The following is an 18,419-nucleotide window of genomic DNA, read 5'->3' as shown; positions in this document are numbered from 1 at the left end:
GAGGTTGATTGCCAAACGTTGAAAACGCTATAGGCGGGCGTAGTATAAACTATTTTTATTAGGAGAGATATTTCCTATCAGAAAAAGCCAGATGATATTCTGAGCATCCGGCCTAGCATTTTCTTACAGGCACAAAAAAAGGAGCATAAATGCTCCTTTTCTTCAAACTGTCTTTGCAGACATCGCTATTAGCGACGTAGGCCTAGACGCTTGATTAGGTCTTGGTAACGAGCAAGGTTTTTACCTTTCAAGTAATCAAGAAGCTTACGACGGCTAGAAACCATACGTAGTAGACCACGACGGCTGTGGTGATCGTGTTTGTGCGCTTTGAAGTGACCTTGTAGGTGGTTGATAGAAGCAGTAAGTAGTGCTACTTGTACTTCTGGTGAACCTGTGTCGCCTTCAGATTGTGCGTATTCTGCAACGATTGCTGCTTTAGTTTCTGCATTCAGAGACATAATTCTCTCCTGATAAGAGTAAGTTTATATTTGTAGCAGCCAATCTCTGATTCAGCCGCTACGCGAGCCGAGGATTATAGGGAAGTTTGTCAATTGGTGCAATAACAATCGAACCCATTGAAAACGAAAAAAGCGAACCACCTATATTAGGCGTTCGCTTTCTATTTTATTGATTCGCTTTTCAAGGCTAAACACTAATACCTAATTCGGTTTCAGCACTACGCTTGTGGCTCTTCATCTCTGAAAACAACCAAACGCTTCGGTGCAACTCGGCCATCTTCAGCAATCTGAGCAACGCCGACAAACAGCTTCTCTTCGCCACTAGTCATGCGAACAGTGCCTTCAGTTGGCGCACCAGAAACCTGAACTGGCATACCGTGCTGAACTAGGTCAGTCAGTTCCGCGTTCAGGTTTACTTCTGGTAAATCTTCAACGGCAGTGTCCATTGGCATCAGCAGTGGATCAAGCAGCTCTTTCGGTGCAATTTCTTGCGCCTGTGCTTGCTCTAGGATCTCGTTTAACTGCTCCAACGTCACCATACGCTCGTATGGGTACTTCGCTACACCTGTACGACGAAGCATGGTTACATGAGCACCACAACCGAGCATTTCACCAAGATCGTCGGTAATTGTGCGGATGTATGTGCCTTTCGAACAATGCACTTCCATTTCAACTTCATCGCCTTCAAAGCGAAGCAGTTCAATAGAGTACACAGTGATCTTACGAGACTCACGAGGAACCTCGATACCGGCACGTGCGTATTCGTACAAAGGCTTACCTTGATACTTCAATGCCGAAAACATTGATGGTATCTGATCGGTTTCACCCTTGAAGCTCGCAATGCAACGCTCAAGCTGTTCTTGAGTCACGTTAACATCACGTGTCTCAACCACTTCACCATCAGAGTCAGAAGTATTGGTACGCTCACCAAGCTTAGCAATAACAACGTAGCGCTTATCAGAATCTAAAAGAAACTGAGAGAACTTCGTTGCTTCACCAAGACAAATTGGCAGCATGCCAGTCGCAAGAGGATCCAGAGCACCGGTGTGCCCTGCCTTCTCTGCAAAGTAAATACGCTTTACTTTTTGCAGTGCATCATTAGATGAAATGCCAGTCGGCTTATCTAATAGAATTACCCCGTTGATAGGGCGACCTTTACGACGGCGAGCCATTACTCTTCGCCCTTAGAATGAGTTTCGTCAGTGCGGCCAGCTTCTTCTTGCTTACGCTTGTCATCATTCAGAACTTCACTTACTAGGTTAGACATACGCATGCCTTCTACTAATGTGTTGTCATAAGTAAAACGAACTTCAGGCGTTAGGCGGTGGCGAATACGCTTACCAAGAGCCATACGAACTGGCACTTCATGCTCTTTAAGAGCTTTAAGACATGATTCAGGTGTTTGCTCACCAACACATAGAAAAGTCACGAACACTTTTGCGTATGCAAGGTCACGAGACACTTCTACGTCTGAGATAGTTACCATACCAATACGTGAGTCACGAACCTCACGTTGTAGGATAAGAGCAAGCTCTTTTTGAAGCTGCTGAGACACACGTTGTGTGCGGCTAAATTCTTTTGACATTTTCTTTTCTCACTTAGAAAGATGGGGGGCTTGGTAATTACCAGCCCCCCATGGTGTATTCAACAACCGATTACTTATTACCTTCACTAGTAATGTTAGTAACCTTAGTCAATATGTCGAGTCGTACAGACTGATTAGTCTAGAGTACGTTTAACCTCAACGATTTCGAATACTTCGATCTGGTCACCAACGCGAACGTCGTTGTAGTTCTTAACGCCGACACCACACTCGTAACCGTTCTTAACTTCTTGAACGTCATCTTTAAAGCGACGAAGTGACTCTAGTTCACCTTCGTAGATAACAACGTTTTCACGAAGTACACGGATTGGGTTGCTACGCTTAATCGTACCTTCAGTAACGATACAACCAGCGATTGCACCAAGTTTAGGCGACTTAAATACGTCACGAACTTGTGCAAGACCAATGATCTCTTGACGGAATTCAGGAGCAAGCATACCGCCCATCGCCTGTTTAACTTCGTCAATCAATTGGTAAATGATTGAGTAGTAACGTAGATCTAGGTTTTCGTTCTGAACCGTGTTACGCGCAGTTGCGTCAGCACGAACGTTGAAACCAAGGATGATAGCGTTAGAAGCTGCTGCAAGAGTTGCATCAGTTTCAGTAATACCACCAACACCAGAACCTACGATGTTCACTTTAACTTCGTCAGTTGACAGTTTCAGTAGAGAGTCAGCAATCGCTTCTACAGAACCTTGAACGTCAGCTTTAAGTACAACGTTAAGTTCAGCAACTTCACCAGCCGTCATGTTCGCGAACATGTTCTCTAGTTTCGCTTTTTGTTGGCGAGCTAGTTTAACATCACGGAATTTACCTTGACGGTAGTTCGCAACTTCACGTGCTTTACGCTCATCACGTACAACAGTCGCTTCGTCACCTGATGCAGGTACACCAGAAAGACCTAGAATTTCTACAGGAATAGATGGACCTGCAGTTTCGATGTCTCTGCCGTTCTCATCGCGCATAGCACGAACACGGCCGTACTCTTGACCACAAAGAACGATGTCGCCTTTGTTTAGAGTACCAGACTGTACTAGTACAGTTGCAACTGGACCGCGGCCTTTATCAAGACGAGATTCAACAACAACACCAGACGCCATGCCTTGTTTAACCGCTGTAAGCTCAAGAACTTCAGACTGAAGAAGGATTGCTTCTAGAAGACCATCGATGTTTGTACCCTGTTTTGCAGAGATGTGAACGAAGATGTTCTCGCCGCCCCATTCTTCAGGGATAACGTCGTATTGAGCTAGCTCATTCTTAACGTTGTCTGGGTTTGCACCCTCTTTATCGATCTTGTTCACAGCAACAATCAGAGGAACGCCTGCCGCTTTCGCGTGCTGGATTGCTTCGATTGTTTGTGGCATTACGCCATCGTCTGCTGCAACTACAAGTACAACGATATCTGTCGCTTGAGCACCACGAGCACGCATAGCAGTAAATGCCGCGTGTCCAGGAGTATCAAGGAAAGTGATCATACCGTTGTCAGTATCTACGTGGTAAGCACCAATGTGCTGCGTGATACCGCCAGCTTCGCCAGAAGCAACGTGTGCTTTACGAATGTAGTCAAGTGTTGAAGTTTTACCGTGGTCAACGTGACCCATGATAGTAACAACAGGAGCACGACCTTCAGCGATAGCATCGCTATCACGGTCAGCTAGTACTGCTTCTTCGAGTTCGTTTTCTTTACGTAGGATTACCTTGTGACCCATTTCTTCAGCAACAAGTTGTGCTGTTTCTTGGTCGATCACTTGGTTGATAGTCGCCATAGCGCCCATCTTCATCATTACTTTGATAACTTCAGTTGCTTTAACTGACATTTTGCTAGCCAGTTCAGAAACAACGATAGTCTCGCCGATAGCAACATCAGATTTAGCAACAGTCGCTGACTTATCGAAGCCTTGCTGCATTGAAGTTGGTTTAGCAAGCTTACCTTTACCGCCACGACCACGTTGGTTACGACCACCACGGTTGTTTGCAGGTTGGTTAGCAGGAGCTGCTTTCTTCTTGCGACGACGAGGTGCTTTCTCATCTTTCTTATCTGCCGCATCTTCAGCTTCACGAGCGTAAGTAGAAGTAGTCACATGGTAATCCGCAGATTTCTCTTGCTCTTTCTTCTTCTTCTCTTCTTCAGACCAACGTTCTTGGTTCTCCTCTGCTAACTTACGAGCTTCCTCAACAAGCTTAGCTGCTTCAGCTTCTGCTTTACGAGTTGCTTCTTGCTCTTGACGAGCTTTAAGTTCATCCGCTTCTTTTTTCGCTTTTGCGTTAGCGTCTGCATTTTTTGAATTCATTTCTTTTTTAGCCTTTTCAGCTTGTGCGCGTTGAGCCTTCTCTTCAGCTTCACGTTTTGCATCCGCTTCACGTGTTACTTTTTCTTCGGCTTCGCGCTGTGCTTTCTCTGCAGCATCACGTTTCGCTTGCTCTTCAGCATCGCGTTGTGCTTTCTCTTCCGCTTCACGATTAGCCGCTTCCTCAGCTTCACGTTTCGCTTCATCTTCAATAGTGCTGCGCTTCACGTAAGTACGTTTTTTACGTACCTCTACTTGAACATCCTTACTCTTACCGCCTCCAGCGGCAACACTTAGCGTGCTGCGGGTCTTGCGTTGAAGAGTTAAACGAGTCGGCTCTGTTTCACCAGAAGTATCACCGTGCTCCTTTTTAAGGTGCGTTAGCAATGTTTGCTTCTCTGAATCAGTTACTTGATCCGACCCTGATTTCTTCATGCCTGCATCAGCAAGTTGTTCAATTAAGCGGTCAACTGGCGTACCAATCTCTTCACTCAGTGCTTTAACTGTTAATTGTGTCATACCGCTTTCTCTCCTTGCTGAATTATTCTTCGTCGCCGAACCAACAGATGTTACGCGCAGCCATAATTAGCTCGCCTGCACGCTCTGCAGTTAGGTCTTCGATGCCTTCTAGTTCATCAACGCCTTGGTCAGCTAGGTCTTCCAATGTCGCAACGCCTTTTGCTGCTAGCTTGTAAGCCATTTCGCGCTCAAGACCTTCAAGTGCAAGTAAGTCTTCAGCAGGCTCAACACCGTCGAAAGTCTCTTCTTTCGCTAGCGCTAGAGTGGTCAGTGCGTCTTTTGCGCGGTTACGTAGTTCTTCAACGATACCTTCGTCTAGACCATCAACTTCAAGAAGCTCGTTCACAGGAACGTAAGCTACTTCTTCAAGTGTTGAGAAGCCTTCTTCAACAAGCATTTGAGCAAAGTCTTCTTCGATGTCTAGGTGCTTCATGAAGTTTTCAATAGAAGCAACAGCTTCTTCTTGGTGCTTCTTCTCAAGATCAGCAACAGTCATTACGTTCAGTTCCCAACCAGTTAGTTGAGAAGCTAGACGTACGTTTTGACCGCTACGGCCAATCGCTTGTGCTAGGTTATCCGCTTCAACAGCGATATCCATAGAGTGTGCATCTTCATCAACGATGATTGAAGCAACATCAGCAGGAGCCATTGCGTTGATTACGAATTGCGCCGGGTTATCATCCCAAAGAACGATATCGATACGCTCGCCGCCAAGGTCGTTAGAAACAGCTTGTACACGTGCACCACGCATACCAACACACGCACCAACTGGGTCAATACGTTTGTCGTTTGTTTTCACAGCGATTTTAGCACGAGAACCAGCGTCACGTGCAGCACCTTTAAGTTCAATTAGTTCTTCGCCAATCTCAGGTACTTCTACACGGAATAGTTCAGCTAGCATTTCTGGCTTCGAACGAGTAACGAAAAGCTGGAAACCGCGAGCTTCTGGTTTAACTGCGTAAAGAAGACCACGAACACGGTCACCTGGACGGAAGTTTTCACGAGGAAGTTGGTCATCACGAAGGATTACTGCTTCAGCGTTATTACCTAGGTCTAGGATAATAGTGTCACGGTTAACTTTCTTAACTGCGCCAGTTACTAGCTCGCCTTCGTTGTCAATAAACTGTTCAACGATTTGAGCGCGTTCTGCTTCACGTACTTTCTGTACGATAACTTGCTTAGCCGTTTGAGTCGTAATACGGTCAAACGTCACTGATTCGATATCATCTTCGATGAAACCACCAAGTTCGATCTCTGGATCATCGTACTTTGCAGCTTCAATAGAGATTTCTTTTGTTGGGAATTCAACTTCCTCAACAGCTTCCCAACGACGGAAAGTTTCGAAATCACCCGTTTTACGGTCGATTTCAACACGAACTTCAATTTCTAGTTCGCTTTTCTTTTTTGTTGCCGTTGCAAGCGCGATTTCAAGCGCTTCAAAAATACGCTCACGAGGAACTGCTTTCTCATTAGAAACAGCTTCTACTACCGCCAAAATTTCTTTGTTCATTAATCTAGCCTCTTAAGCTCTTCTCTCTAGGAGAACTAAAATTTAGGGATCAGGTTAGCTTTCGCAATATTGCTCAGGACGAATTCTTCTTCTTGTCCTTCAACCAATACTTTCACTGTCTCGCCTTCGATAGATTGGATATCACCTTTCCACTTACGACGGTTGCCGACAGCCATTTTCAAAACGATGCTTACCTCGTGACCAATAAATTGTTGGTAATGCTCTGCTTTGAACAGTGGTCTCTCTAAACCTGGTGAAGAAACTTCAAGGTTATAAGCCACTGAAATTGGATCTTCAACGTCCATTACGGCACTTACTTGGTGACTAACTTCAGCGCAATCATCTACATTGATACCATTTGGTGAATCGATGTAAATACGTAGCGTTGAGTGCTCACCAGCACGAATAAATTCTAATCCAACTAACTCATAACCTGATGCTGCTACTGGAGCGTCAAGCATTTCAGTAAGTTGTCTTTCTAAACCAGTCATTTAACCACTCCAGAAACAAAAAAAGGGCTCAAAGCCCAATTTAAATTCCAAGCAAACATTATCTAAACGCATTTATAAATGCTTAGATAACAAAAAACCCCGTATAAGCCGGGGTTTTTGTTGCTGGACCCTTATATGTTAAGTGCCATCACATTCGATATCGCACTTAACTCACAGTGAGGTTCACACTGTGCAAACTTGCTACCAATACAAGCTATATAATAGCATTGGAATTGGTTGCGGGAGCCGGATTTGAACCGACGACCTTCGGGTTATGAGCCCGACGAGCTACCAAACTGCTCCATCCCGCGTCCGACTTGTGAGCATTATACGCCCAACAAGATGTTTTACAAGTTTGTAAACATGGTGCCGAGAGAGGGACTCGAACCCTCACACCCTAAGGCACTAGCACCTCATGCTAGCGTGTCTACCAATTTCACCATCTCGGCATCAAATCTTTACAGATTATTGCGGAATTTCGTCGCCTTGCGCCGGAACTTCACTCACTGCATCGTCAGCTTGTTGAATTACCTGACCTTGAGTCGGGTCAATCCATTGTGACTCAGTTTTATGTGTAGACATATTACCAAGCACTAAGCTAAGGATAAAAAATGTAGTTGCAAAAATTGCAGTCATTCGGGTAAGGAAATTTCCTGAGCCACCAGCACCAAACACAGTGTTTGAAGCGCCAGCACCGAAAGAGGCTCCCATATCTGCGCCTTTACCTTGTTGAATCAACACTAGGCCAATTACACCAAGCGCTGCCAACAGGTAAATCACAAGTAGAACTGTAAACATTTTTCCACCTATGTTCCTAATTGTTGAGCCAGCGCCGTTCAAAAAACTATTTTTAAGAACAAGGCTAGCGACCTCCTAACTGAAGGCCGAGCAATACTAGCGAATGCGACGATGACTGACAAGGAGAATTTGCTAAAAAATAAGCCTTTACCAAGTGAATGGTCAAAAAAAGGTCAAAAGCGACACAAAACTCATTTATGTCTCTTTTTACCATTATATCTCTTGACCGTTATATAGGTCAGTCACTTCTAATCACAGGCGCTATTCATTGCGCCGGTTAAGTTAAAGGTTAAATTAGCAGTTTGCTTTTACTGCATCAGCAATCTTAAGTGCAGACGCTTGAACAAGTTCAGCATCTTCGCCTTCAACCATCACACGCAGCAATGGCTCGGTACCAGACTTACGTAATAGCACACGACCTTTCTCGCCAAGCTCAGCTTCTACTTCAACAACCGCTGCTTTTACCGCTTCTGCTTCTAGTGGGTTTGAGTCTCCACTGAAACGAACGTTTTCTAGAATTTGAGGGTACAACGTCATGCCTTGAGACAGCTCATTCAGAGTCATTTCGCTATCAACAACTGAAGCCAAGACTTGCAGAGCAGCAACAATTGCATCACCCGTCGTTACTTTATCTAATAGGATAACGTGACCCGAGTTCTCTGCACCAATCTTCCAGCCTTTAGCAAGAAGTTGCTCCATTACGTAACGGTCACCAACTGCAGCACGAACAAACGGAATACCTAGCTGCTTAAGGCCATTTTCCATACCAAGGTTGGTCATTAGTGTACCAACAACACCACCTTTCAACTCACCACGACGCAGTGCATCGCGTGCAATGATGTAAGCGATTTGGTCACCATCAACTTTGTTGCCTAGCTCGTCAACCATGATGATACGGTCGCCGTCACCATCAAAGCCAAGACCTAATGCCGCTTTTTCTTCAAGCACTTTTGCTTGCAGAGCACGCACATCCGTCGCACCGACTTCGTGATTGATGTTAGTACCGTTTGGCTCAACACCAATCGCAACAACCTCTGCTCCTAGCTCTTTAAATACAGCAGGCGCAATGTGGTAAGTGGCACCATGGGCACAATCGATAACGATCTTCATGCCAGCTAGTGTCATTTTATGTGGGAACGTACTTTTACAGAACTCGATGTAACGGCCAGCGGCATCGCTTAAACGTACTGCTTTGCCTAGATCAGAAGAATCAACACATTCAATGTCTTTATCCAGTTCAACTTCAATCGCCAACTCGATATCGTCCGGTAGTTTTGTTCCCTCAGAAGAGAAGAACTTGATACCGTTATCGTAGTATGGGTTGTGCGATGCAGAGATAACAATGCCCGCTTCAGCACGGAATGTTTGTGTAAGATAAGCCACAGCTGGTGTTGGCATTGGGCCAGTAAAAGTAGCCTGAAGACCCGCAGCAGCGAGGCCAGCCTCTAACGCAGACTCAAGCATGTAGCCAGAGATACGAGTATCTTTACCAATGATGACTTTCTTTGTGCCTTGTTTCGCAAGAACACGCCCCGCAGCCCAACCAAGCTTCAGAACAAAATCAGGTGTAATCGGGTACTGGCCAACTTTGCCACGCACACCATCTGTGCCGAAGTAACGTCTTTTATCAGACATATTGATTTTCCTTAATTATGATTAGTGATTGTTATTCATCACTTCAATTATCTTCATCGCTTCCAATGTATCTTCCACATCGTGAACGCGAATAATTTGTGCACCTTTCATTGCTGCGATAGTGGCGCAAGTGACGCTAGCGACCATGCAGTCAGCTGGGGCTTTGTCTAATAGCTTAAAGATCATCGATTTTCTCGACATCCCAGCTAAAACAGGTAAGCCTAACGAATGAAACTTTTCAAGATGCGCTAATAGGTGGTAATTGTGTTCGATGGTTTTACCAAAACCGAAGCCTGGATCAAGAATCAACTGCACTTTTGAAATACCAACCGCCTCACAAGCTTCTACCCTTTCTTGCAAGAATGCCTCTACATCCTGAAGAACATCATCATAACTTGGGTTAGTTTGCATGGTTCTCGGCTGACCTTTCATGTGCATCAGACAAACTGGTACATTAGCATCGGCAGCGGCTTCTAGAGCTCCCGGCTCTTGCAAAGCGCGCACATCATTGATCAAATCAGCGCCCGCTTCAACGGCTTGGCGCATCACTTCAGCTTTACTGGTATCAATAGAGATCCACACATCAAACTTGGCACGAATCGCTTTAATGGCAGGGATAACGCGAGCGAGTTCTTCTTCTAAAGATACATCAGGTGCTCCCGGGCGAGTTGATTCACCACCTATATCAATAATGCTAACACCAGCTTGAATCATTCGCTCTGCTTGCAGTAAGGCATTATCTAATGAGTTAAATTTTCCGCCATCAGAGAAAGAGTCAGGCGTGACATTGAGAATACCCATCACATGTGGGCGGTCTAAAACGAGTGTTTTGTTGTGTGCTTTTAATATCATGAAAGGCAGGTCTTAAAAGGTAAAAACATCTTGGGCTATAAACAGAAAAACCCTGAGCGTGCTCAGGGTTTTAATTTATAACTTAGCGATTAAGAATCTTTGTTTTGAGCATCATCTGTTTCAGATTTAACTTCTTCAACTTTCGACTCTTCAGCTTTTGGTTCAGCGACAGCTTCTTCTGATTTAGCTTCAGGTTTAGCTTCTTCCTTTGCAGGTTCTGCTTTCGACTGGTCACCCCAACCGGCTGGCTCACGAATGTCGTCTTTACGTTCCATCAAGTCATCAATCTGACCCGCATCGATCGTTTCAAACTTCATTAGCGCATCTTTCATCGAGTGCATGATATCCATGTTCTCTTCAAGAATTTGCTTCGCACGAGCATAGTTGCGGTCGATTAGAATACGAATTTCTTCATCGATCAGCTTAGTAGTATCGTCAGAAACATGTTTCGCTTGGCTCATGCCGCGACCTAAGAAAACTTCACCTTCTTCTTCTGCGTAAAGAAGAGGACCAAGTTTCTCAGAGAAGCCCCACTGCGTTACCATCTTGCGAGCAATATCAGTTGCACGTTCAATATCGTTAGACGCACCAGTTGACACTTTGTCTTTACCATAGATAAGTTCTTCAGCAAGACGACCACCGTACAAACTAGAGATCATTGATTCTAGATGCTGACGAGACATGCTTACGCGGTCTTGCTCAGGTAAGTACATCGTCACACCAAGCGCACGACCACGTGGAATGATTGACACCTTGTACACGGGATCGTGTTCAGGTACCAAGCGACCAACAATCGCGTGACCTGCTTCGTGGTAAGCCGTTGACTCTTTCACTTCTTCAGACATCACCATTGAACGGCGCTCAGCACCCATCATGATTTTATCTTTAGCAAGTTCAAACTCAACCATAGATACATTGCGCTTGTTACCACGAGCAGCAAATAGAGCCGCTTCGTTCACAAGGTTCGCAAGATCTGCACCAGAGAAGCCTGGTGTACCACGAGCGATCAGAGATGGTTCGACATCGCCTGATAGTGGCACTTTACGCATGTGCACTTTAAGAATCTGTTCACGACCACGTACATCTGGTAAACCAACTACAACTTGACGGTCAAAACGACCAGGACGAAGTAATGCAGGGTCTAGTACGTCTGGACGGTTAGTCGCAGCGATAACAATAATACCTTCGTTACCTTCGAAACCATCCATCTCAACTAGCATTTGGTTAAGTGTTTGTTCACGTTCATCGTGACCACCACCAACACCGGCGCCACGTTGGCGACCTACCGCATCGATCTCATCGATAAAGATGATACAAGGTGCAGCTTTCTTCGCTTGTTCGAACATGTCACGCACACGAGATGCACCAACACCAACAAACATTTCAACGAAGTCAGAACCAGAGATAGTAAAGAACGGTACTTTCGCTTCACCGGCAATCGCTTTTGCAAGCAATGTTTTACCCGTACCAGGAGGACCAACCAACAGGATACCTGTAGGGATCTTACCACCTAATTTCTGGAAGCGGCTTGGGTCACGAAGATAATCCACAAGCTCTTTCACGTCTTCTTTTGCTTCGTCACAACCAGCAACATCAGCAAACATCGTTTTGATTTGTTCTTCGCTCATCATGCGAGCTTTGCTCTTACCGAAAGACATCGCGCCTTTACCGCCGCCGCCGCCTTGCATTTGACGCATGAAGAAAATCCATACACCAATCAGTAAGATCATTGGGAACCAAGAGATGAAGATAGTGCCAAGCAGGCTCTGCTCTTCAGGTGGTGTACCCTGAACTTTTACATTTTGATTAATTAAGTCATCAAGTAGCTTTTGATCATAAACAGGCATGTAAGTTACATACTTAGAACCACCACCACGACGAGTGAAAGTGATTTCGCTGTTATTGAACTGTGCGTCTTGAATCTGGCCTTGGCCAACTTCCTGTACAAACGTGGTGTAATCTACTGCTCTGCCGTTACTTTCCCCAGGGCCAAAGCTCTGGAAAACCGACATCAACACTACCGCGATAACAAGCCACAGAATTAAATTTTTTGCCATGTCACTCAAGGTGTAAGCCTCTCGATAACTAATTGTAATTAAAGGTAGGGTACTACAGTTTGTAACCTGTAGCCATGTTGTTAACTCTCACTCTTGGAAGAGAATCGTTAACCTTTGTAACCAGTGGCTACGATAAACACTTCACGAGACCGAGCTCGTGAAGAGTCGGGTTTTCTAACTTTTACTGTTTTAAACATCTCACGGACGTCCTTAACGTATTGGTCAAACCCTTCGCCTTGGAATACTTTTACAACAAAACTACCATTGGTAGCTAGAACTTGTCGACACATATCCAAAGCTAATTCAACTAAATACATAGCTCTTGGCTGATCCACAGAATTGTTGCCTGCTATATTAGGTGCCATATCTGACATCACAACGTCAACCATGTCTGGTTGTATACGCTCCAACAAGGCTTCAAGAACAGCGTCTTCACGAAAATCGCCTTGTAAAAAGCTAACACCAGCAATCGGATCCATTGGTAACAAGTCACACGCAATGATTTGTCCGTTGTCTCCAACAATCTTAGCAGCATATTGAGACCAACCACCAGGCGCTGCACCTAAATCCACAACGGTCATCCCTGGAGACAGCAATTTGTCTTTTGTTTGAATCTCTTCCATTTTGAAATAAGCACGCGAACGATAGCCTTTCTTTCTTGCTTCATTTGCGTACTTGTCGTCGAAGTGTTCCTTCAACCAACGGCCTGAACTGGCCGAGTGTTTCTGTTTGCTCATTGGATACCTAAATTGGAGGAAAGTACAAATTGCTGAATAAATTATAGTCTTCAGCTTTAGATGGCGTTAAAATAGGTTTTTTCAACCCTAATAGTAAAGAAAATTGGCCGCGTAATGAACCTAAGTACCAAACAAAAGCAGCATCTAAAGGGCCTAGCCCACAGTTTAAAACCTGTTGTGCTAATGGGCGCAAATGGACTTACTGAAGCTGTTCTAGCGGAAATCGAATTAGCTCTAGACCACCACGAACTGATCAAAATTAAAGTGGCATCAGAAGACCGTGAGACTAAGCAACTGATTATCGATGCAATTGTACGTGAAACTAAAGCAGAGAAAGTACAGACTATCGGTAAAGTTCTAGTACTATTCCGTCAGTCAGAAGCACGTAAAGTCGAGATTCCACGTAAATAAGTTAGCTTAATATAAGCTAACTTGACTAAGATAAAGCCTAAGTACTTATCTTTTTGTGTAGCGTGAGAAACAAAAAGGTCGCATTAAGCGACCTTTTTACTTATCAGAAACAAAGAAAATTTAATTAGATATATTCTACTTTGTCGATTTCGAAATCTTTATCGCCACCAGGTGTAGAGATAAGAACCTCGTCGCCTTCCATCTTACCTATAAGACCGCGAGCAATGGGTGATTTCACAGAAATGCGACCCGTTTTGATGTCAGCTTCATCTTCAGAAACGATCTGATAGCGGAATTCTTCATCCGTATCTACATCGATCAAAGTCACTGTCGTACCGAAGATAATCTTACCCGTGTTATCCATCTGAGTTACATCGATGATCTGAGCTAACGATAGCTTGTACTCAATATCGCGAATCTGTGCTTCACAGATACCCTGCTCTTCACGAGCAGCGTGGTACTCTGCATTCTCTTTCAAGTCACCGAGTTCACGTGCTTCACCAATAGCTGCTGAAATAATAGGACGTAGCTTAAGTAGGCGATCTAATTCGTCACGTAGCTGCTGAGCGCCACGTACTGTCATTGGAACCTTTTCCATTTTTTACCTCTATGCCAAAGCTTTCTTTGACCAACATAAATCCACCCAAAGTACTTATTGGGTGATAAAAACAAAACAATTTAGCTTAGTGTAAACAAACTTTATGGCTAAATCATCTTTATTCGACTTTACGTTATAAAAGCTATATCTAGGTCTAAATTACAGACATTACAAAAATGAATAATAATCTCCCCACCTATAAGTCAAAGAGCAAACATCTAAAAAAACAAAAAAACAAACAAAACAAACACGGATCACACTTTTATAAAAGCACAATTAAAACAATTACTTATTTAAAAATAAACATAATAAAACAGTGTTCACTTTTTAGTTTTATATCATTTTACTAACCAGCTATGGAACTTTGGAGGTAAAAAGTAACCCATGGATTGCATTGGCATTTATCAGGCTTCGTTCTAATTACGGTTGTGAAGCTCGATTAATACAGGCAATACACAAAAGGATTCAAATCCTTAATAAAACTTCTATGGACAGTAATTAGGAAATAATAACATGAACAAGACTATGATCGCGCTTGCTGTATCTGCTGCAGCTCTTGCTACTAACGCAGTGGCAGCCGACGGTAAACAAGCTGGTGGTATCGACGGTACTTCTGTATACAGCTCAAACGGCACTTCTCTAGAGATCGGTGGTCGTGCGGAAGCTCGTCTATCTCTAAAAGATGGCGCAGCACAAGACAACTCTCGTGTACGTCTAAACTTCTTAGGCAAAGTTGAAATCCAAGATGGCCTATACGGCGTTGGTTTCTACGAAGGTGAATACACTACAGCTGATTCTGCAGCTACAGCTACAGATAACGGTTCTGATATTGATCACCGTTACACTTATGCTGGTATCGGCGGTAACTTCGGTGAAGTAACTTACGGTAAAAACGACGGCGCGCTAGGCGTAATCACAGACTTCACCGATATCATGTCTTACCACGGTAACTCAGCGGCATACAAAATTAAAGCAGCTGACCGTACTGACAACATGCTTTCATACAAAGGTGAGTTCCAAGATCTAGCAGTAAAAGCAAGCTACCGCTTCGCAGATCGTACTGACGCAGTTGATGGCGGTTACGCTGACAACAACAAAGATGGCTACTCTCTATCTGGTATCTACTCAATCGGCGACTCTGGCTTTAAGCTAGGTGCTGGTTACGCTGATCAAGACGAGCAAAACGAATACATGCTAGCAGCTTCTTACCGCACTGACGCTCTATACTTTGCTGGTACGTTCACAGACGGTGAGCTAGCGAAGAAGAACGGTGACTACACTGGTTACGAATTCGCAACAGCATACACACTAGACAAGACTGCATTCACGCTAACGTACAACAATGCTGAGTTCGACAACGAGACAGCTGCTGATAACGTTGCTATCGATGCAACTTACTACTTCAAACCGAACTTCCGTACGTACATCTCGTACAACTTCAACCTAATCTCTGAAGGCGACAAGTTTGGTGATACAGATAAGCTAGTTACTGGTACTGCATCTAAAGCTGATGCTGAAGACGAGCTAGCTATCGGTCTACGTTACGACTTCTAATTCTGATTATCTAATTGATTAATTAGTTAATTGAGAATCAAAACGCCCGCTCCCTAGCGGGCGTTTTTTATATCTGTATACTGAAAACATCAGCCATCCAAGACAACCTTCTATGCGCCTTCTATCCACACTACTGCTATGTAGTTTTTCCATTAGCGCTTTCTCTATTAACGCTTTCTCATACGCCCCTCTTGATACACTGCCCGATGGTAGTAGTACGAGTGTGCTCCTCAAATCGTTGAGTGATGATTCGAGCGAGCTTAATGCCCATAGCGATGATTTTTATCCACCAGCCAGCACGTTAAAACTGGTGACGGCTTTAGCGGCTAAATTAGAGCTGGGAGACAACTTTGATTACACCACTAGCATTGTCCGTTCTGGCAATGATTCGATCGTTTCATTTAGCGGTGACCCAACACTACAACGTGAACAACTAAAAAGCCTGTTAGCTCAGTACGCTAAGTCTCAATCCAGAACCATCAAGGGTAACTTATACCTGGATAACACGGCTTATACAGGCTATCAAAGAGCGGTGGGGTGGCCTTGGGACATTCTAGGCGTTTGTTACAGCGCGCCTTCTAGTGCAATGACCTTAGACAGCAACTGCGCACAAGCCTCTATTTATACAAAGGATAACGGCAGCACCCGCGTCTATATTCCAGCCCATTACCCAATAGACGTGACGACCAATGCAACCACCGTGACGCGTTCAGGGCAAAAAGCCACCCAATGCGACTTAGAGCTCATTACCACGCCAAATAACGCTTACAAGCTATCTGGCTGCTTGGTAGAACGCAAAAAGCCACTGCCACTAAAGTTCGCCATTCAAAATCCTGAACTTTACACCTCTCAAGTGGTTAACTCACTACTTAAAGAGCTAAAAATGCAAGTAAAGGGTGATGTGATCATTGGGGCTAAAGAAGGCACAAACAAAACGACATTAGTGGCTAGTCATCACTCAGCTAAACTTCCAGAACTGCTAAATACCATGCTCAAGAAATCAGATAACCTGATCGCAGACAACCTAACCAAAACCTTGGGAGCAAGGTTTTATGTGCAGCCGGGCAGTTTCAATAACGGCACTGAAGCAATAAAACAGATACTGCTGACCAACGCGAATATCGACCTCAGCAAAGCGCAGCTCGTTGATGGTTCTGGTTTATCTAGAAACAACCGAATGAGATCTCAGACCATGGCTAAAGTGCTTCGTTATATCTGGGAAAACGATTCACAGCTCAACCTAATCAATGCCATGCCAACATCAGGTATAAATGGAACGCTTAAGTACCGACAAAGCATGAGGAAGGCACCGATTCAGGGCAACATCATAGCTAAGAGTGGTTCTTTGTACGGAACCTACAATATGGCGGGATATGGTTTAGATGAGTCAGGGAAGCCAAGTTCTCTGTTCGTACAATTTGTTCGTGACTACTTCCCTGAAGAGCAAGACCCAGACAAACCAGTGGAAGCACCGATTACGCAGTTTGAACGTGCTTTTTATAAAGATGTGGTTGAATACGGTCAAACACAGAGCCAGTCCAAATAACGAACCGTTTGTTGTAAGCGGTTTATGACGCAATAAAAAATGGCGCTGAAGATCTTAAATCTTCAGCGCCATTTTTATTTTCGAAGTGCTGTTACTATTTAACAAGCACTAGGCTATGCCTAAAAACGCATTTACGACGGTGAAATAGATCCACATCCCTGAGATGTCGACTATTGACGCTAATACCGGGCTCACCAACACCGCGGGGTCCAACTTGAACAAACGAGCTACGATAGGCAACCCGCCACCAAGAACCGTCGATATTGTCACCTGAATAAACAGAGCAACAGCGATAGCAAAGGCAATCATATTGATGTCATAACCACCGGTGGATTGATTTTCACTGAACAGCAAAATACGTCCAATCATTACCGCGGCAATCGCCAGTGCTAAGCAAATAGCTACTCTAAACTCTTTCCATAGAACATTGGCCCACTGGCTCTTCTTCAATTCACCAGTGGCTAAGGCTCTAATCACCAGAGTGGCAGCTTGTGTTCCCGTGTTACCACCAGCTGCAGCGATGACTGGCATATAGATAGCCAGAAGTACTAATTGGCTAAGGATATCTTCGTACTGAGCGATGATAAGTCCAGAAACGATACCTAGCAGTGCTAGCGCAATAATCCAACCAATGCGCTGTCTAACATGGCTTAATACACCAGTAGAAAGGTAACCCTGTTGAGGCTCAACCTCTGAATAGATTAGCCCTAGTTGGTGAGCTAGATGTCGCGAGCGCTTTTCAAAGCCTTGCTCCTCTAACTCACTCAGTAGAGCTTGAATAGTACTTAGAGAGCATTGCCCTAATACAATTACTGCATCTTCAAGCGGCATACAGTTCAGAAGCCTGACCTGCTGTTCACGCCCATATTGCTGAAATGCATTCGATACAGCTTGGATGTCTTGCTCTGAGTACAGAGCTTCAATAGATAAAAAAGTGTTGTTCATTACCGTCATGGCGAATCTCCCGATTGGCAAAGGTAACGACCATCAAAACAAGTAGCCTATAGCGAATACTTCAAGAGCATAAAACGGTGCATACCAAGAGCGTATAATTCTATAGCTCAGCATATATCTAAGCGCACCAAGAGCTTAAAGTACTGATGTGTCTACTTGTTAGAATCTAGAGTGTGGAAAAGAATGAGGGAAAGCAAAGATACCCTACCTGAACGGCAGGACAATAGATCAATACCGAGACAGGTTATTCTTCTCCATTCAAACTAGGAGGATGGTCGGTATTGTTCATAAAAGTCTCCAAAATTACTGTCAGCTCGACAGCGCGCATAGTGTAGCAACCCTGTAAAAAATTCTTCGTCAACTTTGTGTCAATAAAAAAGACATCCGTAGATGCCTTTTATTCAATCA

At 44.3% G+C, this 18,419-nt stretch carries 16 protein-coding genes and 2 tRNA genes; 3 read left to right on the top strand and 15 right to left on the bottom strand.

Features of this window, described 5'->3' with window-relative positions; translation table 11 throughout:
* Positions 1–188: 188 nt before the first annotated feature.
* The 13 genes from rpsO to rlmE all read right to left on the bottom strand — a co-directional run bounded on the left by rpsO (position 189) and on the right by rlmE (position 12,948).
* Positions 189–458, bottom strand: a complete 270-nt coding sequence (rpsO, locus tag L1D11_RS11895) for a 30S ribosomal protein S15 (protein WP_010436144.1) — start codon at positions 456–458, stop codon at positions 189–191.
* A 218-nt stretch (positions 459–676) separates the two neighbouring features.
* Entirely contained in the window at positions 677–1,630 is a 954-nt protein-coding gene (gene truB / locus L1D11_RS11890; protein ID WP_086712039.1) for a tRNA pseudouridine(55) synthase TruB, read from the bottom strand.
* A complete protein-coding gene (gene rbfA, locus L1D11_RS11885) occupies positions 1,630–2,043 on the bottom strand; it encodes a 30S ribosome-binding factor RbfA (RefSeq protein WP_239833893.1) in 414 nt (137 codons plus the stop codon). The genes truB and rbfA overlap by 1 nt, the downstream gene beginning before the upstream one ends.
* A gap of 134 nt (positions 2,044–2,177) precedes the next feature.
* A complete protein-coding gene (gene infB, locus L1D11_RS11880; RefSeq protein ID WP_239833894.1) occupies positions 2,178–4,868 on the bottom strand; it encodes a translation initiation factor IF-2 in 2,691 nt (896 codons plus the stop codon).
* 22 nt (positions 4,869–4,890) lie between these two features.
* Positions 4,891–6,378, bottom strand: coding sequence for a transcription termination factor NusA (nusA, locus tag L1D11_RS11875; RefSeq protein WP_017059230.1), 1,488 nt, complete (start codon positions 6,376–6,378; stop codon positions 4,891–4,893).
* Positions 6,379–6,413: 35 nt separating this feature from the next.
* On the bottom strand, positions 6,414–6,869 hold the full coding sequence (gene rimP / locus L1D11_RS11870; protein WP_004738265.1) for a ribosome maturation factor RimP: 456 nt from the start codon (positions 6,867–6,869) through the stop codon (positions 6,414–6,416).
* A 234-nt stretch (positions 6,870–7,103) separates the two neighbouring features.
* Positions 7,104–7,180: transfer RNA gene (locus tag L1D11_RS11865), tRNA-Met, on the bottom strand.
* A 53-nt stretch (positions 7,181–7,233) separates the two neighbouring features.
* Positions 7,234–7,318, bottom strand: a tRNA-Leu gene (locus L1D11_RS11860).
* Between the two features lie 16 nt (positions 7,319–7,334).
* Positions 7,335–7,667: a preprotein translocase subunit SecG gene (secG, locus tag L1D11_RS11855; protein WP_017059392.1), complete on the bottom strand. Its 333-nt coding sequence runs from the start codon at positions 7,665–7,667 to the stop codon at positions 7,335–7,337.
* 294 nt (positions 7,668–7,961) lie between these two features.
* The gene (gene glmM, locus L1D11_RS11850) at positions 7,962–9,302 is read right to left on the bottom strand and encodes a phosphoglucosamine mutase (RefSeq protein WP_239833895.1); all 1,341 of its coding nucleotides are present in this window, start codon (positions 9,300–9,302) and stop codon (positions 7,962–7,964) included.
* A 21-nt stretch (positions 9,303–9,323) separates the two neighbouring features.
* A complete protein-coding gene (gene folP, locus L1D11_RS11845) occupies positions 9,324–10,154 on the bottom strand; it encodes a dihydropteroate synthase (RefSeq protein ID WP_239833896.1) in 831 nt (276 codons plus the stop codon).
* 89 nt (positions 10,155–10,243) lie between these two features.
* Positions 10,244–12,211, bottom strand: coding sequence for an ATP-dependent zinc metalloprotease FtsH (gene ftsH / locus L1D11_RS11840; RefSeq protein ID WP_239833897.1), 1,968 nt, complete (start codon positions 12,209–12,211; stop codon positions 10,244–10,246).
* A 107-nt stretch (positions 12,212–12,318) separates the two neighbouring features.
* Positions 12,319–12,948 carry a 23S rRNA (uridine(2552)-2'-O)-methyltransferase RlmE gene (gene rlmE, locus L1D11_RS11835; RefSeq protein ID WP_239833898.1) on the bottom strand — a complete coding sequence of 210 codons (630 nt, stop codon included), beginning with the start codon at positions 12,946–12,948 and terminating at the stop codon, positions 12,319–12,321.
* Between the two features lie 114 nt (positions 12,949–13,062).
* Here rlmE and yhbY point away from each other — a divergent pair, with 114 nt between their 5' ends.
* Positions 13,063–13,359, top strand: coding sequence for a ribosome assembly RNA-binding protein YhbY (gene yhbY, locus L1D11_RS11830; protein ID WP_239833899.1), 297 nt, complete (start codon positions 13,063–13,065; stop codon positions 13,357–13,359).
* Positions 13,360–13,483: 124 nt separating this feature from the next.
* Here the strand turns inward: yhbY and greA are convergent, their stop codons facing one another.
* Positions 13,484–13,957: a transcription elongation factor GreA gene (gene greA, locus L1D11_RS11825; protein WP_009847549.1), complete on the bottom strand. Its 474-nt coding sequence runs from the start codon at positions 13,955–13,957 to the stop codon at positions 13,484–13,486.
* 513 nt (positions 13,958–14,470) lie between these two features.
* On the opposite strand from greA, the gene L1D11_RS11820 reads away from it, so the two are divergent.
* Together L1D11_RS11820 and dacB are read left to right on the top strand one after the other, a co-directional pair.
* On the top strand, positions 14,471–15,511 hold the full coding sequence (locus tag L1D11_RS11820) for a porin (protein ID WP_239834824.1): 1,041 nt from the start codon (positions 14,471–14,473) through the stop codon (positions 15,509–15,511).
* A gap of 112 nt (positions 15,512–15,623) precedes the next feature.
* Positions 15,624–17,057, top strand: coding sequence for a serine-type D-Ala-D-Ala carboxypeptidase (dacB, locus tag L1D11_RS11815; RefSeq protein WP_239832607.1), 1,434 nt, complete (start codon positions 15,624–15,626; stop codon positions 17,055–17,057).
* A gap of 108 nt (positions 17,058–17,165) precedes the next feature.
* Here dacB and L1D11_RS11810 read toward each other — a convergent pair whose 3' ends face one another.
* Positions 17,166–18,011, bottom strand: a complete 846-nt coding sequence (locus L1D11_RS11810) for a magnesium transporter (protein ID WP_239832606.1) — start codon at positions 18,009–18,011, stop codon at positions 17,166–17,168.
* Between the last annotated feature and the right edge of the window lie 408 nt (positions 18,012–18,419).

Origin of the sequence: Vibrio sp. Isolate32 (genome assembly GCF_022397955.1) — a bacterium.
Taxonomy (GTDB): domain Bacteria; phylum Pseudomonadota; class Gammaproteobacteria; order Enterobacterales; family Vibrionaceae; genus Vibrio.
The sequence above is the reverse complement of the archived record's forward strand: the minus strand, read 5'-3'. Positions and strand labels throughout refer to the sequence as shown.